At 41.1% G+C, this 20,348-nt stretch carries 17 protein-coding genes and 1 riboswitch; of the genes, 13 read left to right on the top strand and 4 right to left on the bottom strand.

Translation table 11 applies throughout. The features are described 5' to 3' along the window. Positions 1–10 precede the first annotated feature (10 nt). From BACHE_RS14595 to BACHE_RS14555, 9 genes are all read left to right on the top strand, one after another. Positions 11–1,000 carry a glycosyltransferase family 2 protein gene (locus tag BACHE_RS14595; RefSeq protein WP_013548482.1) on the top strand — a complete coding sequence of 330 codons (990 nt, stop codon included), beginning with the start codon at positions 11–13 and terminating at the stop codon, positions 998–1,000. Between the two features lie 46 nt (positions 1,001–1,046). Beyond that, positions 1,047–1,805 carry a glycosyltransferase family 32 protein gene (locus BACHE_RS14590; protein ID WP_013548481.1) on the top strand — a complete coding sequence of 253 codons (759 nt, stop codon included), beginning with the start codon at positions 1,047–1,049 and terminating at the stop codon, positions 1,803–1,805. Continuing rightward, positions 1,786–2,976, top strand: coding sequence for a hypothetical protein (locus BACHE_RS14585; protein WP_013548480.1), 1,191 nt, complete (start codon positions 1,786–1,788; stop codon positions 2,974–2,976). Before BACHE_RS14590 ends, BACHE_RS14585 begins: the two co-directional genes overlap by 20 nt. Before the next feature lie 28 nt (positions 2,977–3,004). Beyond that, the gene (locus BACHE_RS14580; RefSeq protein WP_013548479.1) at positions 3,005–4,039 is read left to right on the top strand and encodes a glycosyltransferase family 4 protein; all 1,035 of its coding nucleotides are present in this window, start codon (positions 3,005–3,007) and stop codon (positions 4,037–4,039) included. Between the two features lie 90 nt (positions 4,040–4,129). Next, positions 4,130–5,080, top strand: coding sequence for an NAD-dependent epimerase/dehydratase family protein (locus tag BACHE_RS14575; protein ID WP_013548478.1), 951 nt, complete (start codon positions 4,130–4,132; stop codon positions 5,078–5,080). Between the two features lie 15 nt (positions 5,081–5,095). Continuing rightward, the gene (locus BACHE_RS14570; RefSeq protein WP_041579886.1) at positions 5,096–5,851 is read left to right on the top strand and encodes a glycosyltransferase family 2 protein; all 756 of its coding nucleotides are present in this window, start codon (positions 5,096–5,098) and stop codon (positions 5,849–5,851) included. A 5-nt stretch (positions 5,852–5,856) separates the two neighbouring features. Next, positions 5,857–6,939, top strand: a complete 1,083-nt coding sequence (gene gmd, locus BACHE_RS14565) for a GDP-mannose 4,6-dehydratase (RefSeq protein WP_013548476.1) — start codon at positions 5,857–5,859, stop codon at positions 6,937–6,939. 1,071 nt (positions 6,940–8,010) lie between these two features. Then, positions 8,011–9,102, top strand: a complete 1,092-nt coding sequence (locus BACHE_RS14560; protein WP_013548474.1) for an MraY family glycosyltransferase — start codon at positions 8,011–8,013, stop codon at positions 9,100–9,102. Positions 9,103–9,128: 26 nt separating this feature from the next. Next, a complete protein-coding gene (locus BACHE_RS14555; RefSeq protein WP_013548473.1) occupies positions 9,129–11,411 on the top strand; it encodes a DEAD/DEAH box helicase in 2,283 nt (760 codons plus the stop codon). An 81-nt stretch (positions 11,412–11,492) separates the two neighbouring features. Here BACHE_RS14555 and BACHE_RS14550 read toward each other — a convergent pair whose 3' ends face one another. Continuing rightward, positions 11,493–13,067, bottom strand: a complete 1,575-nt coding sequence (locus BACHE_RS14550) for an Rne/Rng family ribonuclease (protein ID WP_013548472.1) — start codon at positions 13,065–13,067, stop codon at positions 11,493–11,495. A 234-nt stretch (positions 13,068–13,301) separates the two neighbouring features. Next, positions 13,302–13,577, bottom strand: coding sequence for an HU family DNA-binding protein (locus BACHE_RS14545; RefSeq protein ID WP_013548471.1), 276 nt, complete (start codon positions 13,575–13,577; stop codon positions 13,302–13,304). Positions 13,578–13,818: 241 nt separating this feature from the next. Between BACHE_RS14545 and mutY the strand changes: the two genes are divergently transcribed. The 4 genes from mutY to BACHE_RS14525 all read left to right on the top strand — a co-directional run bounded on the left by mutY (position 13,819) and on the right by BACHE_RS14525 (position 17,345). After that, on the top strand, positions 13,819–14,859 hold the full coding sequence (gene mutY, locus BACHE_RS14540; protein ID WP_013548470.1) for an A/G-specific adenine glycosylase: 1,041 nt from the start codon (positions 13,819–13,821) through the stop codon (positions 14,857–14,859). A 71-nt stretch (positions 14,860–14,930) separates the two neighbouring features. After that, the gene (locus BACHE_RS14535; protein WP_013548469.1) at positions 14,931–15,380 is read left to right on the top strand and encodes a single-stranded DNA-binding protein; all 450 of its coding nucleotides are present in this window, start codon (positions 14,931–14,933) and stop codon (positions 15,378–15,380) included. A 23-nt stretch (positions 15,381–15,403) separates the two neighbouring features. After that, positions 15,404–16,741, top strand: coding sequence for a gliding motility-associated protein GldE (gene gldE / locus BACHE_RS14530; protein WP_013548468.1), 1,338 nt, complete (start codon positions 15,404–15,406; stop codon positions 16,739–16,741). After that, a complete protein-coding gene (locus BACHE_RS14525; RefSeq protein ID WP_041579460.1) occupies positions 16,719–17,345 on the top strand; it encodes a 4'-phosphopantetheinyl transferase family protein in 627 nt (208 codons plus the stop codon). Before gldE ends, BACHE_RS14525 begins: the two co-directional genes overlap by 23 nt. A gap of 243 nt (positions 17,346–17,588) precedes the next feature. Continuing rightward, positions 17,589–17,790: riboswitch (cobalamin riboswitch) on the bottom strand. Between the two features lie 42 nt (positions 17,791–17,832). Here the strand turns inward: BACHE_RS14525 and phoR are convergent. Both phoR and phoB read right to left on the bottom strand, forming a co-directional pair. Next, positions 17,833–19,626, bottom strand: coding sequence for a two-component system sensor histidine kinase PhoR (phoR, locus tag BACHE_RS14520; protein ID WP_013548466.1), 1,794 nt, complete (start codon positions 19,624–19,626; stop codon positions 17,833–17,835). Further along, a complete protein-coding gene (gene phoB / locus BACHE_RS14515) occupies positions 19,601–20,290 on the bottom strand; it encodes a two-component system response regulator PhoB (protein ID WP_013548465.1) in 690 nt (229 codons plus the stop codon). Before phoB ends, phoR begins: the two co-directional genes overlap by 26 nt. Positions 20,291–20,348: the final 58 nt, after the last annotated feature.

Here is a 20,348-nt window from a genome sequence, read left to right as displayed (position 1 = left end):
ATGTACATACATGAATACTATGAATAAAAAGCAAATGAGAATTACGTGTATTGTAATTTCTTATAATCAAGAAAACTATATATTGGAAACACTTAATGGAATATTAAGTCAAACAGTATTGCCAGATGAGGTTATTATTGCAGATGATGGTTCTACAGATAAAACTCCTCTTTTGATTAAAAGTTTCGTGAATGAAAATCTACTTCAAGAAAAATGGAAACTTATTCTCAGTCATAAAAATGAAGGTATTACATGTAATTTAAAGAAAGCCATAAAAGCCTCTACTGGAGATATTTTGTTATTAAATGCAGGAGATGATATTTCCCTACCCAATCGTTGTCAACATGCTATTAAGTTATTCGAACAACATCCCAATTTGTATATTATAACGGGTGGTATAACTAAAATAAATGCTCAAGGCAAAATCATTGGAAATATTACCTATGATGATATACTGTATAATGATGTTGTTACAACAATAAAGAATGGTATGCCAAAAGTCTTTCCTGTTGGGCAGGCTATACGCAAAACTCTTTTTGACAGATTCGGTGATTTACCTACTTCTGTACCGAATGAGGATGATCAAATAACTTTTTGGGGATTAATTAGTGGAGGAATTTTCTGTAGTAGCGAAATGATAATGAAATATCGTGTGCATTCTAAATCTGCGAGTTCTTGGTTAAGGAATAAACAATCTGGAAAAGAATTTTTGCAGCGCTTTATTGAAGATATACCAGTACGAAAGAAACATATGGAACTTTGGTTAGACGCTATGGACAGGGGAGATTGTAAATATATTAATTTAAAAAGTTTGATTCAGTCAAAGATAGAGCTCTATGATTTTTTCTCTAAAATTGAAAGTAGATTTATAGAGGATAGATTGAGTTGTTTTATACGTCAATTTTCCACAACGTACCTGCGAGAAAAAGTTTATATATTAGGAGGAACGTCTGGTATTTTGTTTTGGCGTCAATTAAGAATCATATTAGGAAAACAATGAAACTGTTCAAAGTTACAATTATATTGATAATATAAACGTTATTTATATGATACAAAAAGTTATTCATTTTTGCTGGTTGAGCGACGAACCATTTCCACCGCTTATAAAAAAATGCATTGATACATGGGAAAAAATTTTGCCTGATTACGAAATTATACATTGGGATACAAAGCGATTTGATATAGATAAAGTGACATGGGTTAAAGAGGCCTTTAGTGCCAAAAAATATGCTTTTGCTGCTGACTATATTCGTTTTTATGCCTTGTATCATTATGGCGGTATATACCTTGATTCAGACGTTGAAATGCTAAAATCATTTAATTCGCTTCTAAATAATAAAACTTTTATTGGATATGAAAATGTTTCAGGTTTACTAGAACCTGCTATTATAGGAGCTGAAAAAGGGGCATCTTGGTGTAAAAAGATGATGAATTATTATGAATCTCGGCATTTTAATGCAATGGGCATGAAAGTTGCACCATTGATAATAAGTGAGCTATTTGCGGAAGAGATTACAGATTACCCATCTACACCTGTTAGAAAACCTACATTGATAGCTGGTGGTGATATACTTTTATGTCCACCTGAATATTTTTCACCGATAAAAATAGATGCCGACAAAAACTATAAAAAGACGAGTAAAGATACTATAAGCAATTTGCGTTTAAATCCAAATACTTATTGTATTCATAGGTTCAATGGATCTTGGGTCACTCCGTGGAGAAAGTGGGTATATGATTTAGTAGATAAAACGATTGGAGCTCAAACCATTCGAAAAATGATTGATGTACTACATATCAGATGATGTGATTTATATTTATTTAATAGCAAATATTGTCTTCTTCTTCACTTTACGGAAGCAACAAATCTCTATAAAAAACATTTTTGTTTATGTGTATTGGGGACTAATGCTCTTATATCCTATGGCTGTGTATTCTGTATATGCGCTGGATATAACAGATTATGTTTCTTCCCAAATGTTTAATCATTTGAGTGATGAGCATATTGTAAATGAGGTACTCAAGACGGCATCTATTGCTTTGTTTACGTTTGCAATTTGCATGATATTGAAGCCTATATCAAAAGAAGATAACAATAGGCTTGTGGCTTATTCTATAAAAGGGTATAAATTATTATATTTTTTAATGTTGCCTTTTGCTTTGTATCTTAGTACAACAACGAATTGGACAAGTGATAGGGAAGGGGTATTGCCTTCTTTAGCGGCTTATTCAAGAAATATAATGACGGTACTTACCATTGTTATGATTGTGCCGAATAATGTAAAAACAAGAGAAAAGTTTATCTATCTTTTCTTATTTATGTTGCTTACATTTTTTAGTACGCAACGAACTAACGCACTTATAGTTATTGTTGCACTAATTTACACTTTAAAGTCGGGAAAGACGGCACTAAAATTTGCAGTGGGTGGGGTATTGGCAATAGTGGTTTTGGGGTCTGTCAGAAATGGAGTCAGTGCATCAAATATTCTTTATCCGATAATGGGTGAAGGGCTGTTCGGCTCATGGGGCTTTTTGCAGGCAATAGATGTTACCCAATATGAGGGCTATTCTTGGGGGCAATTCTTCATGCTCTTCAATGCAACTTTAAATTGGATTTTTTCATTTCTTCATCTCCCTTTAGAACTGTCTACTTATGGAACAATTATTGAAGAAGCAGGAGAAGTGTATTATCCGATGGGCGGTTTTTTCTACTTATCTGATGCATATTTAATGCATCCTATTCTTGGGCCTATTCTGTACACTATTCTAATATACTGGATATACAAAAAGTCAATCGACGCTTATTATAAGTACCATACACCATTATCTTTAATATGTGTCTCTCTCCTATTTGATGCAGTAAAGGGTAGTTTGTATGTATTCTTTGTTATACTTTTATTTCACGCGTTGTTCTATTTTATAGCTAAAACAATTGCCGGAAGATGTAACAAGAAAATAGCAAAAGTGGAATTCTGAATATTAATTAAAAGTCCAAATATTATAAATGAAAATAGGAATTGATGGTCGTTTAATAAATCGACATCAAAATACGGGTATTTCTCGATATACAGATTTTCTAATCGAATATTATGCGAAAAAATATGGAGAAGAAAATTTGTCTATTATAACTAACGATTACTCTTTGCAGGTAGGACGTTGTAAGATGATATATACTAAGTTACGACCATTTAATATAGTTCATTTCTTACTATACCGAAAGACGTTATCAAAATTAAGTTTTGATTTATTGCATATACCTTTTTATTCCGGCATTGCAACTCAACTACCGAAAACAAAAGTTATTGTAACGGTACATGATTTAATGTACAAACTGGTAAGTGATTTCTTTGGAAAGAATGAATTATTGAATTTTGCAAAAAGAAAATATTTCGACTTTATAGTAGGAAGAACAGTCAAGACTGCTGATGCCGTAGTGACTATTTCTGAAACGACAAAAAGAGATTTATACAAACAATTTCAAATCAATTCTATTCATATCCCTGAGTTTTCTGATATAGACACAAACTCTAATGATTCAATATTGGAAAGATTTGAATTGAGTGACAAAAAGTATTTTTTTTATTGTGGAAATAATCGACCGCATAAAAACCTACAATTTGTTATTGATACTTTCAATGCTCTACCGAATTTGCCACCGCTTGTATTAGCTGGAAAAGGGCATGAAACCGATATAAATGTGAAAGCTGTAGGAGTAGTGTCTGAAGAAGAATTGAAAGCCTTGTACAAATCTTCAATAGCTTTTATCTTTCCTTCTAAATATGAGGGATTTGGGCTTCCTGTATTGGAGGCTTTACATTCAAATACATTAGTCATTGCATCAAAAATTCCTGCTTTCTTGGAATTTGAAAGTAAGAATATCTTATTCTTTGATTTAACTAATCGGAAACAATTAGTTGAAGCAATTCAAATAGCGCAGAAGAAAGCTTTTATTGAGGAAAACGATTTTTTCCAAAAATATAGTATTAGTAATATATACGGATTATTAGATAATTTGTTGGCATCCAATTTTTGTATATAGGTTAGTCAGTTAGCGTCCCCAAAAGATGTATCGTAAAATCGTTTTTAAATTCCAATGAATGTTAATATTAATGTAAAATAATATAGGATAATGAAAGTCTTGATAACCGGTAGTTCCGGTTTTATAGGTACAAATGTTGTATTAGCATTTAAAGACCGATTTGACATTTTGTGTATTGATATGCAGCCTCCTAAGATTAAATCATTGGAGGATGTTTGGATAAAAGTTGATATAACAGATTTGAAAGCATTCAGACAAGCTGTAGTTGAATTTAATCCTGATTATATATTGCATCTGGCAGCCCGAACGGATTTGGACGGGAGAGGATTAGGGGATTATGCGGCTAATAGTGTGGGAGTGTGTAACCTAATGAAAATAGCAAGTGAACTGTTTTCACTAAAGAAAATAGTGATAACTTCTTCTATGCTTGTGTGCCATGCCGGTTACTATCCCCAAAACCAATTTGATTATGCTCCTACAACTATATATGGAGAGAGTAAGGTTGAGACTGAAAAGGCAGTATGGGCTAATAAACCAATGTGCGATTGGGCTATTATTAGACCTACTTCGATTTGGGGACCTTGGTTTGGTGTACCCTATAGAAACTTCTTTGATATGGTACTTAAGCATCGTTATATTCATATCGGACATAGAAGTTGTACCAAAACTTATGGTTACGTAGGCAACTCAGTATATCAGATAGAACAAATCTTATTTAATGATACGCGAGATGAAAACAGGAAAGTTTATTATATAGGTGACAATCCTGCTACAAACATTGAAGAATGGGGAAATGAAATCGCAACAGAATTAGGATTTAAGATAAAACGGATACCTTATTGCCTGTTGAAGATTGTTGCATATGTAGGTGATTGTTTGAAATTATTGAGTATCAGGTTACCTATGACTTCTTTCCGACTGAAAAATATGACAACGGACAATATTATAGATTTGTCTGATACTTATGAATTGGCTCCGAATCCGCCATACTCTCGTATAGAAGGAGTTCGTAAAACATTGGATTGGTTGCGTTTTGCTTAAGTTATTTAAGTGATGATGAAAATATCTCTTATTACCGCTACTTTTAATAGTAGTTCTACCCTTTGTGATACTATCAAATCTGTTCTGGCGCAGTCTTATCAGGAGATTGAATATATTGTAGTGGATGGATTATCAAAAGATAGTACAGTGGATATCATAAAAGGATATGAACCCTACTTTAAAGGGAGAATGAAATGGATAAGTGAAGAGGATAATGGACTATATGATGCTATCAATAAGGGAATCAGAATTGCGACCGGTGATGTTGTGGGAATATTGAATTCTGATGATTTCTTTACTTCTACTACAATCGTTGAAAAGGTAGCCAATAGTTTTACTACGGAAGTGGATGCGGTTTATGGAGATGTTCATTTTGTCAGGACGAATAATTTGAATCGTTCCATTCGATATTATTCATCTAAAATTTTTAGACCTGCATTGATGAAGCTGGGATTTATGCCGGCACATCCTACTTTTTATTGCAGGAAAAGTTGTTTTGATGAGTATGGACTATATAAAGTAGATTTTAAGATTGCGGCAGATTTTGATTTGTTGCTACGTTTTATCTATGTGTATCGTATCTCTTTGAAGTATTTACCTTTGGATATGGTGACAATGAGAATAGGAGGCATTAGCACAAATGGTTTGCAAAGTCATTGCTGTATAATGAGAGAGCATCTTCGTGCTTTTAGAGAAAATGGTGTGAGGAGTAATATATTACTTTTGTCTTTGAGGTATTTTTATAAGTTGATAGAATTTGTTAGAAAATAGAATATATGAAAAAGGTAGCATTACTAACAGGTATTACGGGTCAGGATGGCTCGTTCTTGGCTGAGTTTTTAATTGAAAAAGGATATGAAGTTCATGGTGTTCTTCGCCGTTCTTCCTCTTTTAATACAGGACGTATCGAGCATCTTTATTTAGATGAGTGGGTACGGGATATGAAGAAAGACCGTTTAATAAATCTCCATTATGGAGATATGACGGATAGTAGTTCGCTAATCCGAATTATTCAATTGGTGCAACCGGATGAAATTTATAATCTCGCTGCTCAGAGTCATGTGAAGGTAAGTTTTGATGTACCTGAATATACCGCGGAATCAGATGCAATAGGTACTCTTCGTATGCTTGAAGCGGTACGTATTCTTGGTTTGGAGAGAAAAACAAAGATATATCAGGCTTCCACTTCGGAACTGTTTGGGAAGGTGCAGGAAGTTCCTCAAAAAGAAACGACGCCTTTTTATCCTCGTAGTCCTTATGGAGTGGCAAAACAATATGGCTTCTGGATTACTAAAAATTATCGGGAGAGTTATGGAATGTTTGCTGTAAATGGAATCTTGTTTAATCATGAGAGTGAACGTAGAGGTGAAACATTCGTGACGAGAAAGATAACGCTTGCTGCTGCCCGTATAGCTCAGGGCTTTCAAGATAAGTTATATTTGGGTAACCTGAATTCGCTCCGTGACTGGGGGTATGCAAAGGATTATGTGGAATGTATGTGGTTGATTCTACAGCATGACATTCCAGAGGATTTTGTGATAGCTACTGGTGAGATGCATACGGTTCGTGAGTTCGCAACTTTGGCTTTTAAAGAGGTTGGCATTGAACTACGTTGGGAAGGTGAAGGTGTGAATGAAAAAGGAATTGATGTAAAGACTGGCAAATCATTGGTTGAGGTTGATCCTAAGTATTTCCGTCCTTGTGAAGTTGAACAATTGTTGGGTAATCCGACAAAAGCGAAAACGTTACTTGGTTGGAATCCGATAAAAACGAGTTTTTCCGAATTAGTAAAGATTATGGTGACACATGATATGCGGTTTGTAAAAAAGCTATATATCAAGAGCCAAATGGCAGAATAATAATGGGCTAAATTGTTAGCATCCAAAAAAGAATAGTTGCATCACGGTAGCCACTGCCACAATGGTTTTGAGGACAAAGCCCCCCTTTGATTTTGATTTCTGTTCCATGATAATTTAGTTGATAAATGATAGTTGATAGATGACCGCGTGGTATCTATCAACTATCAGCTATTTTGTGACCACGTTGCGCAGGTAAGGTTCATCTTCGAGGCTTTGGGCGAACCCTAATTTCAGTTGAAAGTTGAAAATGCAGAGTTGACCTTTACGCTGCCAGAGTTGACCTTTGGCAGCGTAGTGTTGACCTTTAGCGACGCGGTGTTGACCTCTCGGAAAAATGCACTAAATGCACAAAATGCAGTACCCCCACCGCTTCACACACGCGGGCGCGTACCTTATTATATAAGCGAAGCTCCCTCAGGTACACCCGCACAGGTCAAGCCTCTCATCCCTTCGGCGGAGAACGGGCTCTTCTCCCGCCAAATCCGCCATCCACCAATGGCAAGACCAGTTTCGCAACCGCGACACGGACATGGAGCAGATTTTCAGCGCAATGGGCATGGAATACGGCAGCGAGATGAGCAGTTCAAATCAATATTTTCATATATAAGGTACGCGCCCGCGTGTGTGAAGCGGTGGGGGTACTGCATTTTGTGCATTTAGTGCATTTTTTGCCTTTCCGTTCCTGTTTTCCTCTCGGTGTACCTTTGCGGGGCAATGGGGTTTGGAACAGTGACATTTTACATTCGTTCATGATTTCTACTTTTAAAAACAGAGTTTATCTATCCCCTTCATTGGGGAAGACAAATCGAAGCTGCGCGTAGTTATCTGGGCATCAAGCAGAATGGCTTCTGCGAGGAGGCGGGGGTGAGTCCCTGCACCTACCAAAAAATAAAAAGGGACGAGGAGCGAGGCACGACAGCCTGCTGCGCCTCTTGGAGTGCCTGCGCCGATTGATGACGGAAGAAGAGTTCCACGAGTTTTGGATGAAACTGGTGGGAGGATTTGACAGAAACTTATACTAAACTGAAAATCAGTCCAACTTTCGACTTAACGTATACTAATTTTTTTACCATGAACATTTTCTTTATCATTCTGACCTTTCTGATGTCAGCTTTTATTGCCCGCGTCCTAATCCCGCGCATCCTGCTAATCTCCATGCGCAAGAAGCTGTTCGACATTCCCGATGAACGCAAGGTTCACACGAAGGCCATTCCCCGCCTGGGCGGTGTATCTTTCTTCCCAACAACCTTGTTCTCATTCTGCCTGGTCTATGCTTTCCGTTTGTTAGACGGAGACAATATTTCTTCCGTTTATGCGGGTTATCTGCTTCCCGAGTTGTTGCTTTTTGCCTGTGGCATGACGCTGCTCTACCTGACGGGCATAGCGGACGACCTTGTGGGCGTGCGCTACCGTCAGAAGTTTGTCATTCAGATATTCTGCGCCTGCCTGTTCCCCCTTTCGGGACTTTGGCTCAACGATTTATACGGGCTGTTCGGCATCCACGAACTTCCCGCTTGTGTGGGTATGCCTTTCACGGTGCTTACGGTGGTTTTCATCACCAACGCCATCAACCTGATAGACGGCATCGACGGTCTTGCGTCCGGCCTTAGCAGCGTGGCTCTGCTCATTTTCACTTTCCTCTTCATGGAGAAAGGGCTTTGGAGCTATGCGATGCTTGCTGCGGGCACTTTCGGGGTGCTTGTCCCGTTCTTCTATTACAATGTTTTTGGCAGCGTGGAACGTGCCCGCAAGATTTTCATGGGCGATACCGGCAGCCTGACGTTGGGTTATACGCTCAGTTTCCTTGCCATCAAGTACAGCCAGGTCAATCCCGATGTGATGGATTATACGGAGGGGGCTTTCGTCATTGCTTTCAGTACGCTGATAATCCCCACGTTCGACGTGGTTCGCGTGGTCATGCTGCGCATCCGCAAGGGCAAAAGTCCCTTTGAACCGGACAAGAACCATATTCACCACAAGCTTCTTGCTATTGGGTTGACTCCCCGTAAGGCGATGCTCAGCCTGCTGTTGATGTCTTGCGCTTTCAGTGCCGCCAACATCCTGCTGATGCCGTATGTCAATAACACGGTGATGCTGATAGCGGATATTGCCATTTGGACGGGGCTGAACCTGTATTGGGATTATCTGCGGGATAAGAAATAAAACAGTTGCTTTTTCAGCAAAAGACAATGGATTCTAAAAATTACGTTCTCCGGGATTATCAGGTGGAAATGAAGTCCAGGCTTTTTGAAGAGTGGACCCGTCACCGGAGCGTAATGGTTCAGATGCCCACCGGCACGGGAAAGACACATCTGCTGACGGCGGTGGTTCGCGAAGCCTTGCACCGCCCCGATAGCCGGATATGGATTGTGGCCCACCGCAGGGAATTGGTGGAACAGATAGAGGCAACCATAGCCCGGTATGGCATCGACAGGGAGAACGGCGCGGTAAAGGTGATGTCCATCCAGTGGCTTTCGCGGCACTGGAAGGAGATGGAGGGGAAGCCGGACTTGATTGTCATAGACGAGGCGCACCACTCTTTGGCGGACACATACATGGAGCTTTGGCGGAAATGCCCGGATGCCCGGATGTTAGGCATGACCGCCACTCCTTGCCGGTTGAACCGCAAGGGGTTCACCGGATTGTTTGACACACTGATTACATCGTGGAGCATAGCGGAGTTCATAGGCAAGGGATGGCTGTCCGTATTCGATTATGTGTCTATCCGTGCAAACAGTAGGGAGCAACGGCTGATTGACACGTTGAAGAAACGTGGCGCGGACGGAGACTATCAGGTGAAGGAAATGAATGAGCTGCTGAACCGGCAGCCAAGCATCGAGCGGCTGTATGCGAGCATTGAACGATATGCCCGTGGAAAGAAGGGGATTGTATATGCCATCAGCATAGCCCATGCCCGCAGGATTGCCGCCTATTACAGCACACGCGGGGTGGAAGCGGTGGCCATTGACAGCAAGACTCCCGCCATTGAGCGCAAGAGGCTTGTGGACGACTTCCGGCAGGGGAGAATAAAGGTATTGGTGAATGTGGACATATTCTCCGAGGGATTCGATTGTCCCGATGTGGAGTTCATACAGTTGGCACGCCCAACCCTGTCGCTTGCCAAGTATCTGCAACAAGTGGGAAGGGGGCTGCGCAAATCGGGAGACAAGGAGTCGTGCATATTGATAGATAACGTGGGACTGTACCGGATATTCGGATTGCCAACCAGGGAATGGGATTGGGAGGCGATGTTTGAGGGGCGGATGATTGGCAATGCTCTGTCCCAGGCGCGGATAAACAGTTGCCGGGTGTCAGCGGATTTGCCGGAGCGGGTGGAGGCTACGGACAATGAAATGGAGATTGTGATGACACACAACCGGCTGATGGATGATATTGAAAACCGGAAAACAGCCTCCGGTGAAGAAGCGCAATCTGCCTTGAAAGCCTACTATGACCGGCAAAACGGGCTTTGGGGATTGAAGCGCGGAGAAAAGAGGGTGGCAGAGTCTCGCTACTTGGAAGTGTTTGACACCAAAGGAAACCGGGCGGCTGTCCGATTTGAAGACGGGCGGACCGGAGTGGTGGACGAGGCGGGCAAGCAACTGATAAAAATCGATTGTTACCGTAAGATTAAGTTTGCCAAAGACGATATTATGGTGGTGACGGATAAGGCCGGCAAGGTGTTCTACATAGATTTGAAGGTAAACCGGATTTACAGAGAAAGGCCTGCCGTATTGCGGTTCGGAAGCGTGGAGATGCTGAAGGTAGGAGATGTCTTCTTCAGCCGCACCAAGAAGGCCTATGTGACTTCGCCCCTGCTGGACAAAAGGGAGCTGATTTTTATAGGTTTCTATCTCAGGATACCGGATTATAACATCCCGAAGAATTGCAAACTGGTCAACCCCGCAGAGGGCGGCTTTTTCCGCGCCTTTGTCTGCCTGCTGGAAGGTGACAATGAGGAGGCTTACTGGTGTTGCGGGCATCTGGAAGACAAAAGCATTGTGGTGATGGACCGGAAAGGGAACTATTATCATGCAGAACGAGGGAAGAAGAAACAATACATTGCTTGTAATGCCCCTAAATCGCCTCAAGAGGATTTTGACTACGTCATAGGCAAGCTAAAGGAAAAGACCGGCCTGCGCGCCGAGAAAAATCAGGAAAGAGAGATGCTTGAAGAGGAACAGAAAAGGCAGCAAAGGTTGATAAAAATAAAAGATGCCCTGCCCTTCCAAATGGGAATGAAATGGGGATTGAAGTCCGGGGAACGCATAGTGGTTCCTCCGCAGTACAGGAAGATTATGCCTCCGGTGGGCAACTTCTGTGCTTATGAGGAAAATGCTTACCAATGGGGGGTGATGGCACTGGACGGGAAGGTGATGGTGGAAGCCAAATATCAGGAGGTGGATATTGAACGTAACGGTACGGTGCATCTGACTGTGTTTCCCGGTAAGGTGAAGACAATAAAACTATGAAATCTGCGCATCCTTTGGCGGTACGGCATCGGGCGTAAGAAAAAAAACGGCGGAGAACTTAACCTCTCCGCCGTTTTTCTTTTATTTGATTTCGATTTCTTCCTTCATGTCTATCTCCTCCCCATGCGGGTCGTAGAATACATACTCCAGAAACGCGAGCTTCTGGCTTGGAATAATCTTGATTCCGAATCCGTACTTCATTTGCCATTTTCGTTTCAGGGATACAATTCCCTGATTGATATAGGCCGCAATGTACGGGTGGATGTGTAACGAGAATTTCTTAATCTTCAATTTGTTGACCAGATAGTCAATTTTACTCTCTAAAGTGTCCGTAAAGAGGATGGACGATTTGATAGTACCTTTACCGAAGCAGGTAGGGCAGGTTTCCGTGGTGTTGACATCCATAGCCGGTCGCACACGCTGACGTGTGATCTGCATCAGCCCGAATTTGCTGAGTGGAAGGATGTTGTGGCGTGCCCTGTCCTTTTGCATGTTTTGGCACATACGTTCGTAAAGTTTCTGACGATTTTCGGCTTCGTTCATGTCTATGAAGTCCACCACAATGATACCACCCATATCTCTCAGTCGTAGCTGGCGTGCCAGTTCATCGGCTGCTCCTAAGTTCACTTCCAGTGCGTTGCCTTCCTGTCCGTTGGCATTCTTGGTGCGGTTACCGCTGTTCACGTCAACTACGTGAAGCGCTTCAGTATGCTCAATAATCAGGTAAGCGCCACTTTTGTATGAAATGGTTTTGCCAAATGATGATTTAATCTGTTTGGTGATACCGAAATTGTCGTAAATGGGAAGTTGGCCCTTGTACAGCTTCACGATATCTGCCCGTTCGGGAGCGATAAGCGTTACGTAGTCCTTGATTTCGTGATACACCGCTTCGTCGTTGACGTGGATGCTTTCAAACGAAGGATTGAACAGGTCGCGTAGCAATCCTACGGCGCGGCTGGTCTCTTCGTAAATCAGTGTCGGAAACTTAGTGGCTTTCTGTACTTTGGTAATGGCATCTTCCCAATGCTTCAGTAATACTTTAAGCTCTCCATCAAGTTCGGCTACGCGTTTGCCTTCGGCCACTGTGCGTACAATCACTCCGAAATTTTTCGGCTTGATGCTCATCAGCAGTTGCTTGAGGCGGGCACGTTCTTCGCTTGACTTAATTTTTTGTGATACGGAAACCTTGTCGTTAAAGGGGATAAGCACAAGATATCTTCCGGCAAAAGAGAGTTCGGAAGTCAGTCGTGGCCCTTTGGTAGAGATAGGTTCCTTAACAATTTGCACCACTACTTCTTGTCCTACCTTGAGAGTGTTGGAAACAGTTCCGTCTTTTTCAAGATCGGGAAGTATGGTTGCTTTTGTAATAGGATTTAGCTTTTTTTTATCGCTTAAAGTTTGCTTTACGTACTTCTCTAAAGAGTTGAATTGAGGACCTAAGTCCAGATAATGAAGAAAAGCATCTTTCTCGTAACCCACGTCCACGAAGCAGGCATTCAGGCCCGGCATCAACTTCTTGATGCGTCCCAAATACATGTTGCCCACAGAAAAGTACAGGCTTCTGCCTTCACTTTGCAGTTCCACAAGCTGCTTGTCCTCAAGCAGTGCGATGGAAACCTCTTTGGGCTGTACGTCAACAACGAGTTCGCTTGTCACAATAATTTGCTTTTTAATTATTCAATTGGGTACTTAAACAAAGAACAAACCCGCGAGACATTTGGCTTCACAAGTTTGTTCTTTGTTTTGTCCTTCAGACTAAAAATTACTTTTTGCTTTTATGTCTGTTCTTTCTTAGTCTTTTTTTACGCTTGTGCGTTGACATTTTATGTCTTTTTTTCTTCTTTCCGCTTGGCATAGCTTCAAAATTTTATGGGTTAATACTAATGTTTATTATTTTTTCACTGAAAGAGTGAATGTTTTAGCAGGCTTAAATGCCGGAATGTTATGCTCCGGAATGATGATTGTAGTGTTTTTGGAGATGTTACGAGCTGTTTTCTGAGCTCTTTTTTTCACTACAAAACTTCCAAACCCGCGAAGGTAAACATTTTCATCTTTTGATAAAGATGCCTTCACTGCTTCCATGAATGCTTCAACGGTTGTAAGTACTGTGACTTTGTCAATTCCGGTGTTTTTTGTAATTTCGTTTACAATATCAGCTTTAGTCATTTTTCTTTAAAAAAAATATTATTACTATAGTTTTCCTAATTTTTTGGACTGCAAATATATAGCTTTTTGGCGGCTCTAAAAAATATATTCCAGACAATTTTCTAAAAAAGTCTCGGAGTTAAGCTTTGTTAGACCGAAAATCTGTATTTTTGTTCTTCGGGAAAAGAACAGCAGCTTTTATATTGAATGGTATAGCCATACCACATAAGCGGTACGCTTATTTTAAAATGCTTTAAATGAAATGAATATATTGTCTGAGAGATTGTTGGAATGGTACAAGGAGAATAAGCGTGAGTTGCCATGGCGAGATACTACAGATCCTTATTTGATATGGATTTCTGAGATTATCTTACAGCAGACCAGGGTAGCGCAAGGATATGAATACTTCCTTCGATTCGTGCGTCGTTTTCCTGATGTGGCTTCCTTGGCTGCGGCTTCGGAAGATGAAGTGATGAAGTATTGGCAAGGGCTGGGATATTATTCCCGTGCCCGCAATCTGCATGCTGCTGCGAAAAGTATGAATGGGAAGTTTCCGGTGACCTATGAAGATGTACGTGGATTGAAAGGAGTCGGTGACTATACGGCTGCCGCCATTTGTGCTTTTGCCTATAACATGCCTTATGCGGTGGTGGACGGTAATGTATATAGGGTATTATCCCGTTATTTAGGCATTGATACTCCTATTGATTCGACGGAAGGGAAGAAGGTTTTTGCAGTTTTGGCTCAAGAAATGCTGGATGAAAGACGGCCAACGGACTATAATCAGGCGATTATGGATTTTGGGGCAATCCAGTGTACTCCGCAGTCTCCTAATTGCATGTTCTGCCCTTTGGCTGATAGGTGTTTTGCCTTGTCGAAAGGTTTAATTGCGCATTTGCCGGTCAAGCAACATAAGACGAAAACTGTAAATCGTTATTTTAATTATATATATGTACGCATGGGCGCGGAAACTTTGATACATAAGAGGACAGAAAATGATATCTGGAAAAATCTGTTTGAATTACCGTTGGTTGAAGCGGAACGGGATTTATCAGAAGAAGAGTTTTTAGTATATCCGCCATTTCGCATGCTTTTTGCGGAAGGGGAAGTGCCGGTAATACGTTCGGTATGCAGGAATGTGAAACATATTTTGTCTCATAGAGTGATATATACTAACTTTTATGAAGTGATTTTGCCTGAGAACTCCGGGTCATTTTCAGGCTTTCAGAAGGTTTTGGCAAAAGATCTGGGACTATATGCAGTACCTCGACTGATACATGCTTTTCTGGAGAAATATGTATAAAAGTTGTTTGTATTCTTGCATTGTGTGAATATTCTCGTTAATTTTGGCAGCAAATTAAAAGATTGCAGTTTATGTCAGTAAATAAAGTGATATTGTTAGGAAATGTAGGCAGAGATCCGGAAGTGAGATATCTTGATAGCGGTGTTGCCGTAGCGACTTTTCCTTTGGCTACTTCGGATCGTGCCTATACATTGGCAAACGGAACTCAAGTTCCTGAACGTACGGAATGGCATAACCTCGTCCTTTGGCGTGGATTGGCGGAAACTGCTGAAAAATACGTACATAAAGGAGATAAACTTTATGTGGAAGGCAAGATTCGTACTCGTTCGTATGATGACCAGACGGGAGCCAAACGTTACGTGACGGAAATATTTGTGGATGTAATGGAAATGCTATCCCCTAAAGTTGCCTCCACGCCGGGAAGTGCTCCATTTGCTCAACAAGCTGCTTCCACAGCGACTGTACAGCAACCGCAGAGTAATCCTGTGCAAGATAATCCGGCAGACGACTTGCCGTTCTAATTGTTTAACTAAAACCAAAATCTTTGGACCCAGACGCTTATTTATGCCAGTTGGCAGATATTTTTAACGGTATATCCGTACATGCTCCTTCAATTTCAGCTCTCGTTGCCATTGTATTGGCGGGTTTGCTCTTGCTGGTTTCCGGCTTCGCATCAGCTTCCGAAATAGCTTTCTTTTCGCTTTCTCCATCTGACTTGAATACAATTTCGGAGAGAAGACATCCATCGGATGAGAAGATCAGTAATCTGTTGGAAGATACAGAACGCTTGCTGGCTACAATTTTGATTACGAATAATTTCGTAAATGTCACCATTATCATGCTTTGCAACTTTTTTTTCATGAATGTTTTCCAGTTTCATTCTCAAATTGCGGAGTTTGTTATATTGACTGTCGTTTTGACCTTTTTGTTATTGCTTTTTGGTGAAATAATGCCGAAGATTTACTCAGCTCAGAAGACTTTGGTGTTTTGTCGTTTTGCTGCACCGGGCATCACGATGTTTCGTTCCGTTTTCTACCCATTGGCATCTATGCTGGTTCATTCCACTTCTTTTCTAAATAAGCATGTAGTCCGCAAGAATCATAATATTTCGGTAGATGAGCTTTCACACGCTTTGGAGTTGACTGATAAAGCCGAACTTTCTGAGGAAAATAATATATTGGAAGGAATCATACGTTTTGGAGGAGAAACCGCTAAAGAGGTTATGACTTCTCGTTTGGATGTGGTTGATCTGGACATCCGTACTTCATATAAAGAGGTATTGAAGTGTATTGTGGAAAATGCATATTCACGTATTCCGGTTTATGCAGATACACGTGACAATATTAAGGGGGTGCTTTATATCAAAGACTTGTTGCCGCATTTGAATAAGGGTGATAATTTCCGCTGGCAATCTCTGATCCGTCCGGCATATTTTGTACCCGAAACAAAGATGATTGATGACCTGCTTCGTGATTTTCAGGCAAATAAAATCCATATAGCTATTGTGGTGGATGAATTTGGAGGTACATCGGGCATTGTGACTATGGAAGATATTATTGAAGAAATAGTAGGTGAGATTCATGATGAATATGATGACGAAGAGCGCACTTATGCTACACTCAATGATCATACGTGGGTATTCGAGGCTAAGACTCAGTTGACTGACTTTTATAAGATTACTAAGATAAATGAAGAAACTTTCGATGAAGTGGCCGGGGATGCCGATACGTTGGCGGGACTTCTGCTGGAACTGAAGGGTGAATTCCCTGTTCTCCACGAAAAGGTATCATATGATTGTTACGAATTTGAAGTTCTTGAAATGGATAACCGCCGTATTCTGAAGGTGAAATTTACTATAAATGGCTCTTTTTCTATGTCATAAGGATGACTCCTGTTTGTTAGGAGTATGGAAGATGGAAGAGGCGCTTCCGGATTTATGCGAGCTGTTATCCGACTCATCTCTTGGAGAACAGGCAGTGAAGCGCTTTACCTCTCCACACCGGCAATTGGAATGGTTGTCGGTACGCGTACTGTTGTATCATTTGCTAAAAGAGAAAAAAGAAATCTGTTATTACTCCTCCGGAAAACCTTATCTGAATGATGGGGCTTATTATATCAGCATTTCGCATACAAAAGGATATGTAGCAGTTATTCTCGGTAAACGTCCTGTTGGAGTAGATATTGAACAGTATGGACAGCGCGTGCATAAGGTTGCGCATAAATATATGCGTGAAGATGAAGCCCCAGTCCCTTATCATGGAGATGACACTTGGAGCTTGCTGTTGCATTGGTCTGCGAAAGAAGTGATGTTTAAATGTATGGATACGGCCGAGGTAGATTTTCGGAGGCATCTGTATATTGAGCCATTTACTGTGCAACGGCAAGGAATGTTTCGGGCTCAAGAATACAAGACGGAGCAGCAACGCCATTTTATCATTCATTATCTGATCCGTCCTGATTTTGTTTTGACTTGGCAGGTTGATTGAGCATTAGACCAATAGGAAGTGTTTCCTCATAGATTTTTCAATCACGCCCATTCTGCCTCATAGGTGAGATGGTCTTCAGACTGTACACAGAATGTCCGGACGAAATCACTTCGGCCGGACATCATTCAAATAAACTTGGCAGAGTTTATTTACCTTTTACTTTCTCTGAATCAGTTTTGATGAATGAAATGACGTGGACGGTTTGTCCGGCTTCATTAGACTCAACGCTTTTTCCTCGAAAGCAATGATAGTGTGTGCATGGCAGGTCTTCTGACTCGTTTCCGTTGCAGACGCCTTCCCGGAAGAAATTATCCAGTGGCATTGAGATAATGCCTGCAACGATGAATGAAACTTACAGCAGCGGGACTGTTCAGGATTTACACCTGATTCCCTTTTAATTGCCGATTTTGAACAAGAACGGCAAACCAATGCATCGCAAAGGTAAGAAAGTTTTTTGAGAAAACAATTTTGTAGATGGGAATTTTGGCTATCTCTCTTTTGCCAATGTAAACACAAACTCCAGTCCTCCGCCTTGATTGTTTTTTGCCGATATGGTTCCACCATGTATAATGACGGAATTCTTTACGATGGCCAGTCCCAGTCCGGTTCCTCCCAATTTGCGTGATCTTCCTTTATCTACCCGGTAGAAACGTTCGAATAAACGGTTAAGATGTTCAGGTGAAACTCCTACTCCTGTATCTGCAAAGCTGAAATAGTAGAAGTTCTCATCCTCGCGGAAGCAACTGATATTGATATGTATATCTGTTCCTGCATATGCAATGGCATTGTCCATCAGGTTGCGGAAAATGGAGTAGAGAAGGGAATAGTTGCCCCGTAACTGTATCTTAGGTTGCAGAGAATTGATCACGGTTATCTGCTTTTCTTCCAGTTCCAAAGAAACTTCATTTATAATGTTGGCTACCAGCATACTGATATCTACTTTTTCCATATCAATCATATTGGCCGCTTCATCCATGCGGGTCAATACGGAAATGTCACGCAACAGTCGGCTCAGGCGATTGCTTTGAGCATAGCAGCGTTCAAGAAAAACCATCATTTTATCATGCGGGATATTCTCATTGCTGACGATAGTTTCCAAATAGCCTTGAATACTGCTCACGGGAGTTTTCAGTTCATGGGCGATGTTCTGTGTCAGTTGTCGTTTCAGGCGTATCTGCTCTTCCTCTTGTGTGATGTCGTTGATGGAGATTTCAAAACTCAGGTCTTGGAAAATGATGCATTCCACGATGAAGATGCGTCCATTTTTGTTGATACTGATAGACATCCTTTTTTCTTCTTTGCCGGCAGGGCGCTGCTGGGCTTTGCTGATGAAATCTGTAATTTTCTGGAATTCGCAGATTGAGAATATCTCTTCGGTGGTTTGCAGATTGGAGTCTGAGATCAGATTGCTGTATTGAGTGAACAGATTGTTCACTAATATCTCCTTTTTGTCTTTGGTGAAGACTCCTAATCCCTCGTGGGAGGTCTGTAAGTGAGTGATCAGTTTCTCACGCTCTATGTACAGCGCCTCTTTGGTTTCACGCAGACGTTTGTATATTTGTATGATATGCTGGGAAATCTCTCCCAGTTCATTGTGAGGAAAAGCGGATTGCATGTCCATTTCTATCGGCTCATTTCTGTCCGCCCGTTTAGCAAACTCGCGCAATTGGTTAATGGCAGTGCCAAGCTTGGATGTGAACTTATAGAAGATGAATATCAACAATAAGGAGACAATGGCTGTGAACCAGATATAGTGTGGGTCGGCAGCCAGATTCTTCATTAAATTTACATCATATGGCAAAGCGGAACGGATGATGTAACCGTCGTAAACAGTGGCAGAATAGAAATAGGGAATACCTGTGGTTTCTGAAGTGCGGCGTACGTCATATCCTTTGCCTTCTTTCAGTGCTGCCTGTACTTCCGGCCGTTTGAGGTGGTTGTCCAATTCCTGATTGTCTTTCCGGTAACTGTCGAACAATACATTTCCCTGTAAATCTACTACGGTGATGCGGAGGTCTTTATTTACATACTTGGCAATGTACTTGTCAAGTATGGTATTCCACAGGCTGTCCGGCATCTCTTGTAGTTTCTGATTCAAACGGTTATTGTAGTCTTGAAGCTGTATGTCCAGCAGTTCCACCTTGTATTCCTTTTCACGCTGATATTGATAAGCTATGAAGCACGCGGCGAATACAAGGAACAGGGAGATGACTGAAAGAAACAACTTCCGGCTGAATGATAAAAAATGCCTTTCTCTATTCGGCTTCAAAGCAGTATCCATATCCTAAGCGAGTTACAATGCATTTTCCGTAAATTCCAATTTTCTTGCGCAACCGGGTGATGTTTACATCTATGGTCCTATCCAATACATATACTTCGTCACTCCAAATGCGGCTTAGTATATCCTCGCGGGAAAAAACCCGTCCTTTATTCTGCAAAAGCAGTAGCAGGATTTCAAATTCCTTTTTAGTTAGCGGGGCTTCCTCGCCGTCAATGCTTACTTTTTTCTTTATGATATCCAGTACCAGTGACTGATATATGATTTGTTCCGGTATTTGTTCCGCCTCTGCTTGTTGAGTGCGGCGTAGCACGGCTTTGACACGTGCAGCTACTTCCCTTAGGGAAAAAGGTTTGGATATATAGTCGTCTGCTCCCAAATTGAAACCTGTTACGGTATCGTTTTCTGTGTCTTTGGCAGTGATGAAGATAATGGGTACTTTAGCTGTTTTTTTGTCTTTTTTCAGCATGCTTGCCATCTTGAATCCTGATATTTCTCCCATCATGATATCCAGCAACAATAAATCATAGTTACCGATATCCATTTTCAAGGCTTCTTCTGCAGAATTGGCCGTTTCCACTTCATAGCCTTCATTCTCAAGGTTAAACTTTAGAATCTCGCATAAGTCCTCTTCATCGTCCACTACTAAAATCCGGTAATCGTTCATTGCATTATTATATTATATGTGACAGGGATAATTGGATCTTTCGTCACAAAGTTAAACT

The organism is Bacteroides helcogenes P 36-108 (assembly GCF_000186225.1).
GTDB classification, from domain to species: domain Bacteria; phylum Bacteroidota; class Bacteroidia; order Bacteroidales; family Bacteroidaceae; genus Bacteroides; species Bacteroides helcogenes.
The sequence above is the reverse complement of the archived record's forward strand: the minus strand, read 5'-3'. Positions and strand labels throughout refer to the sequence as shown.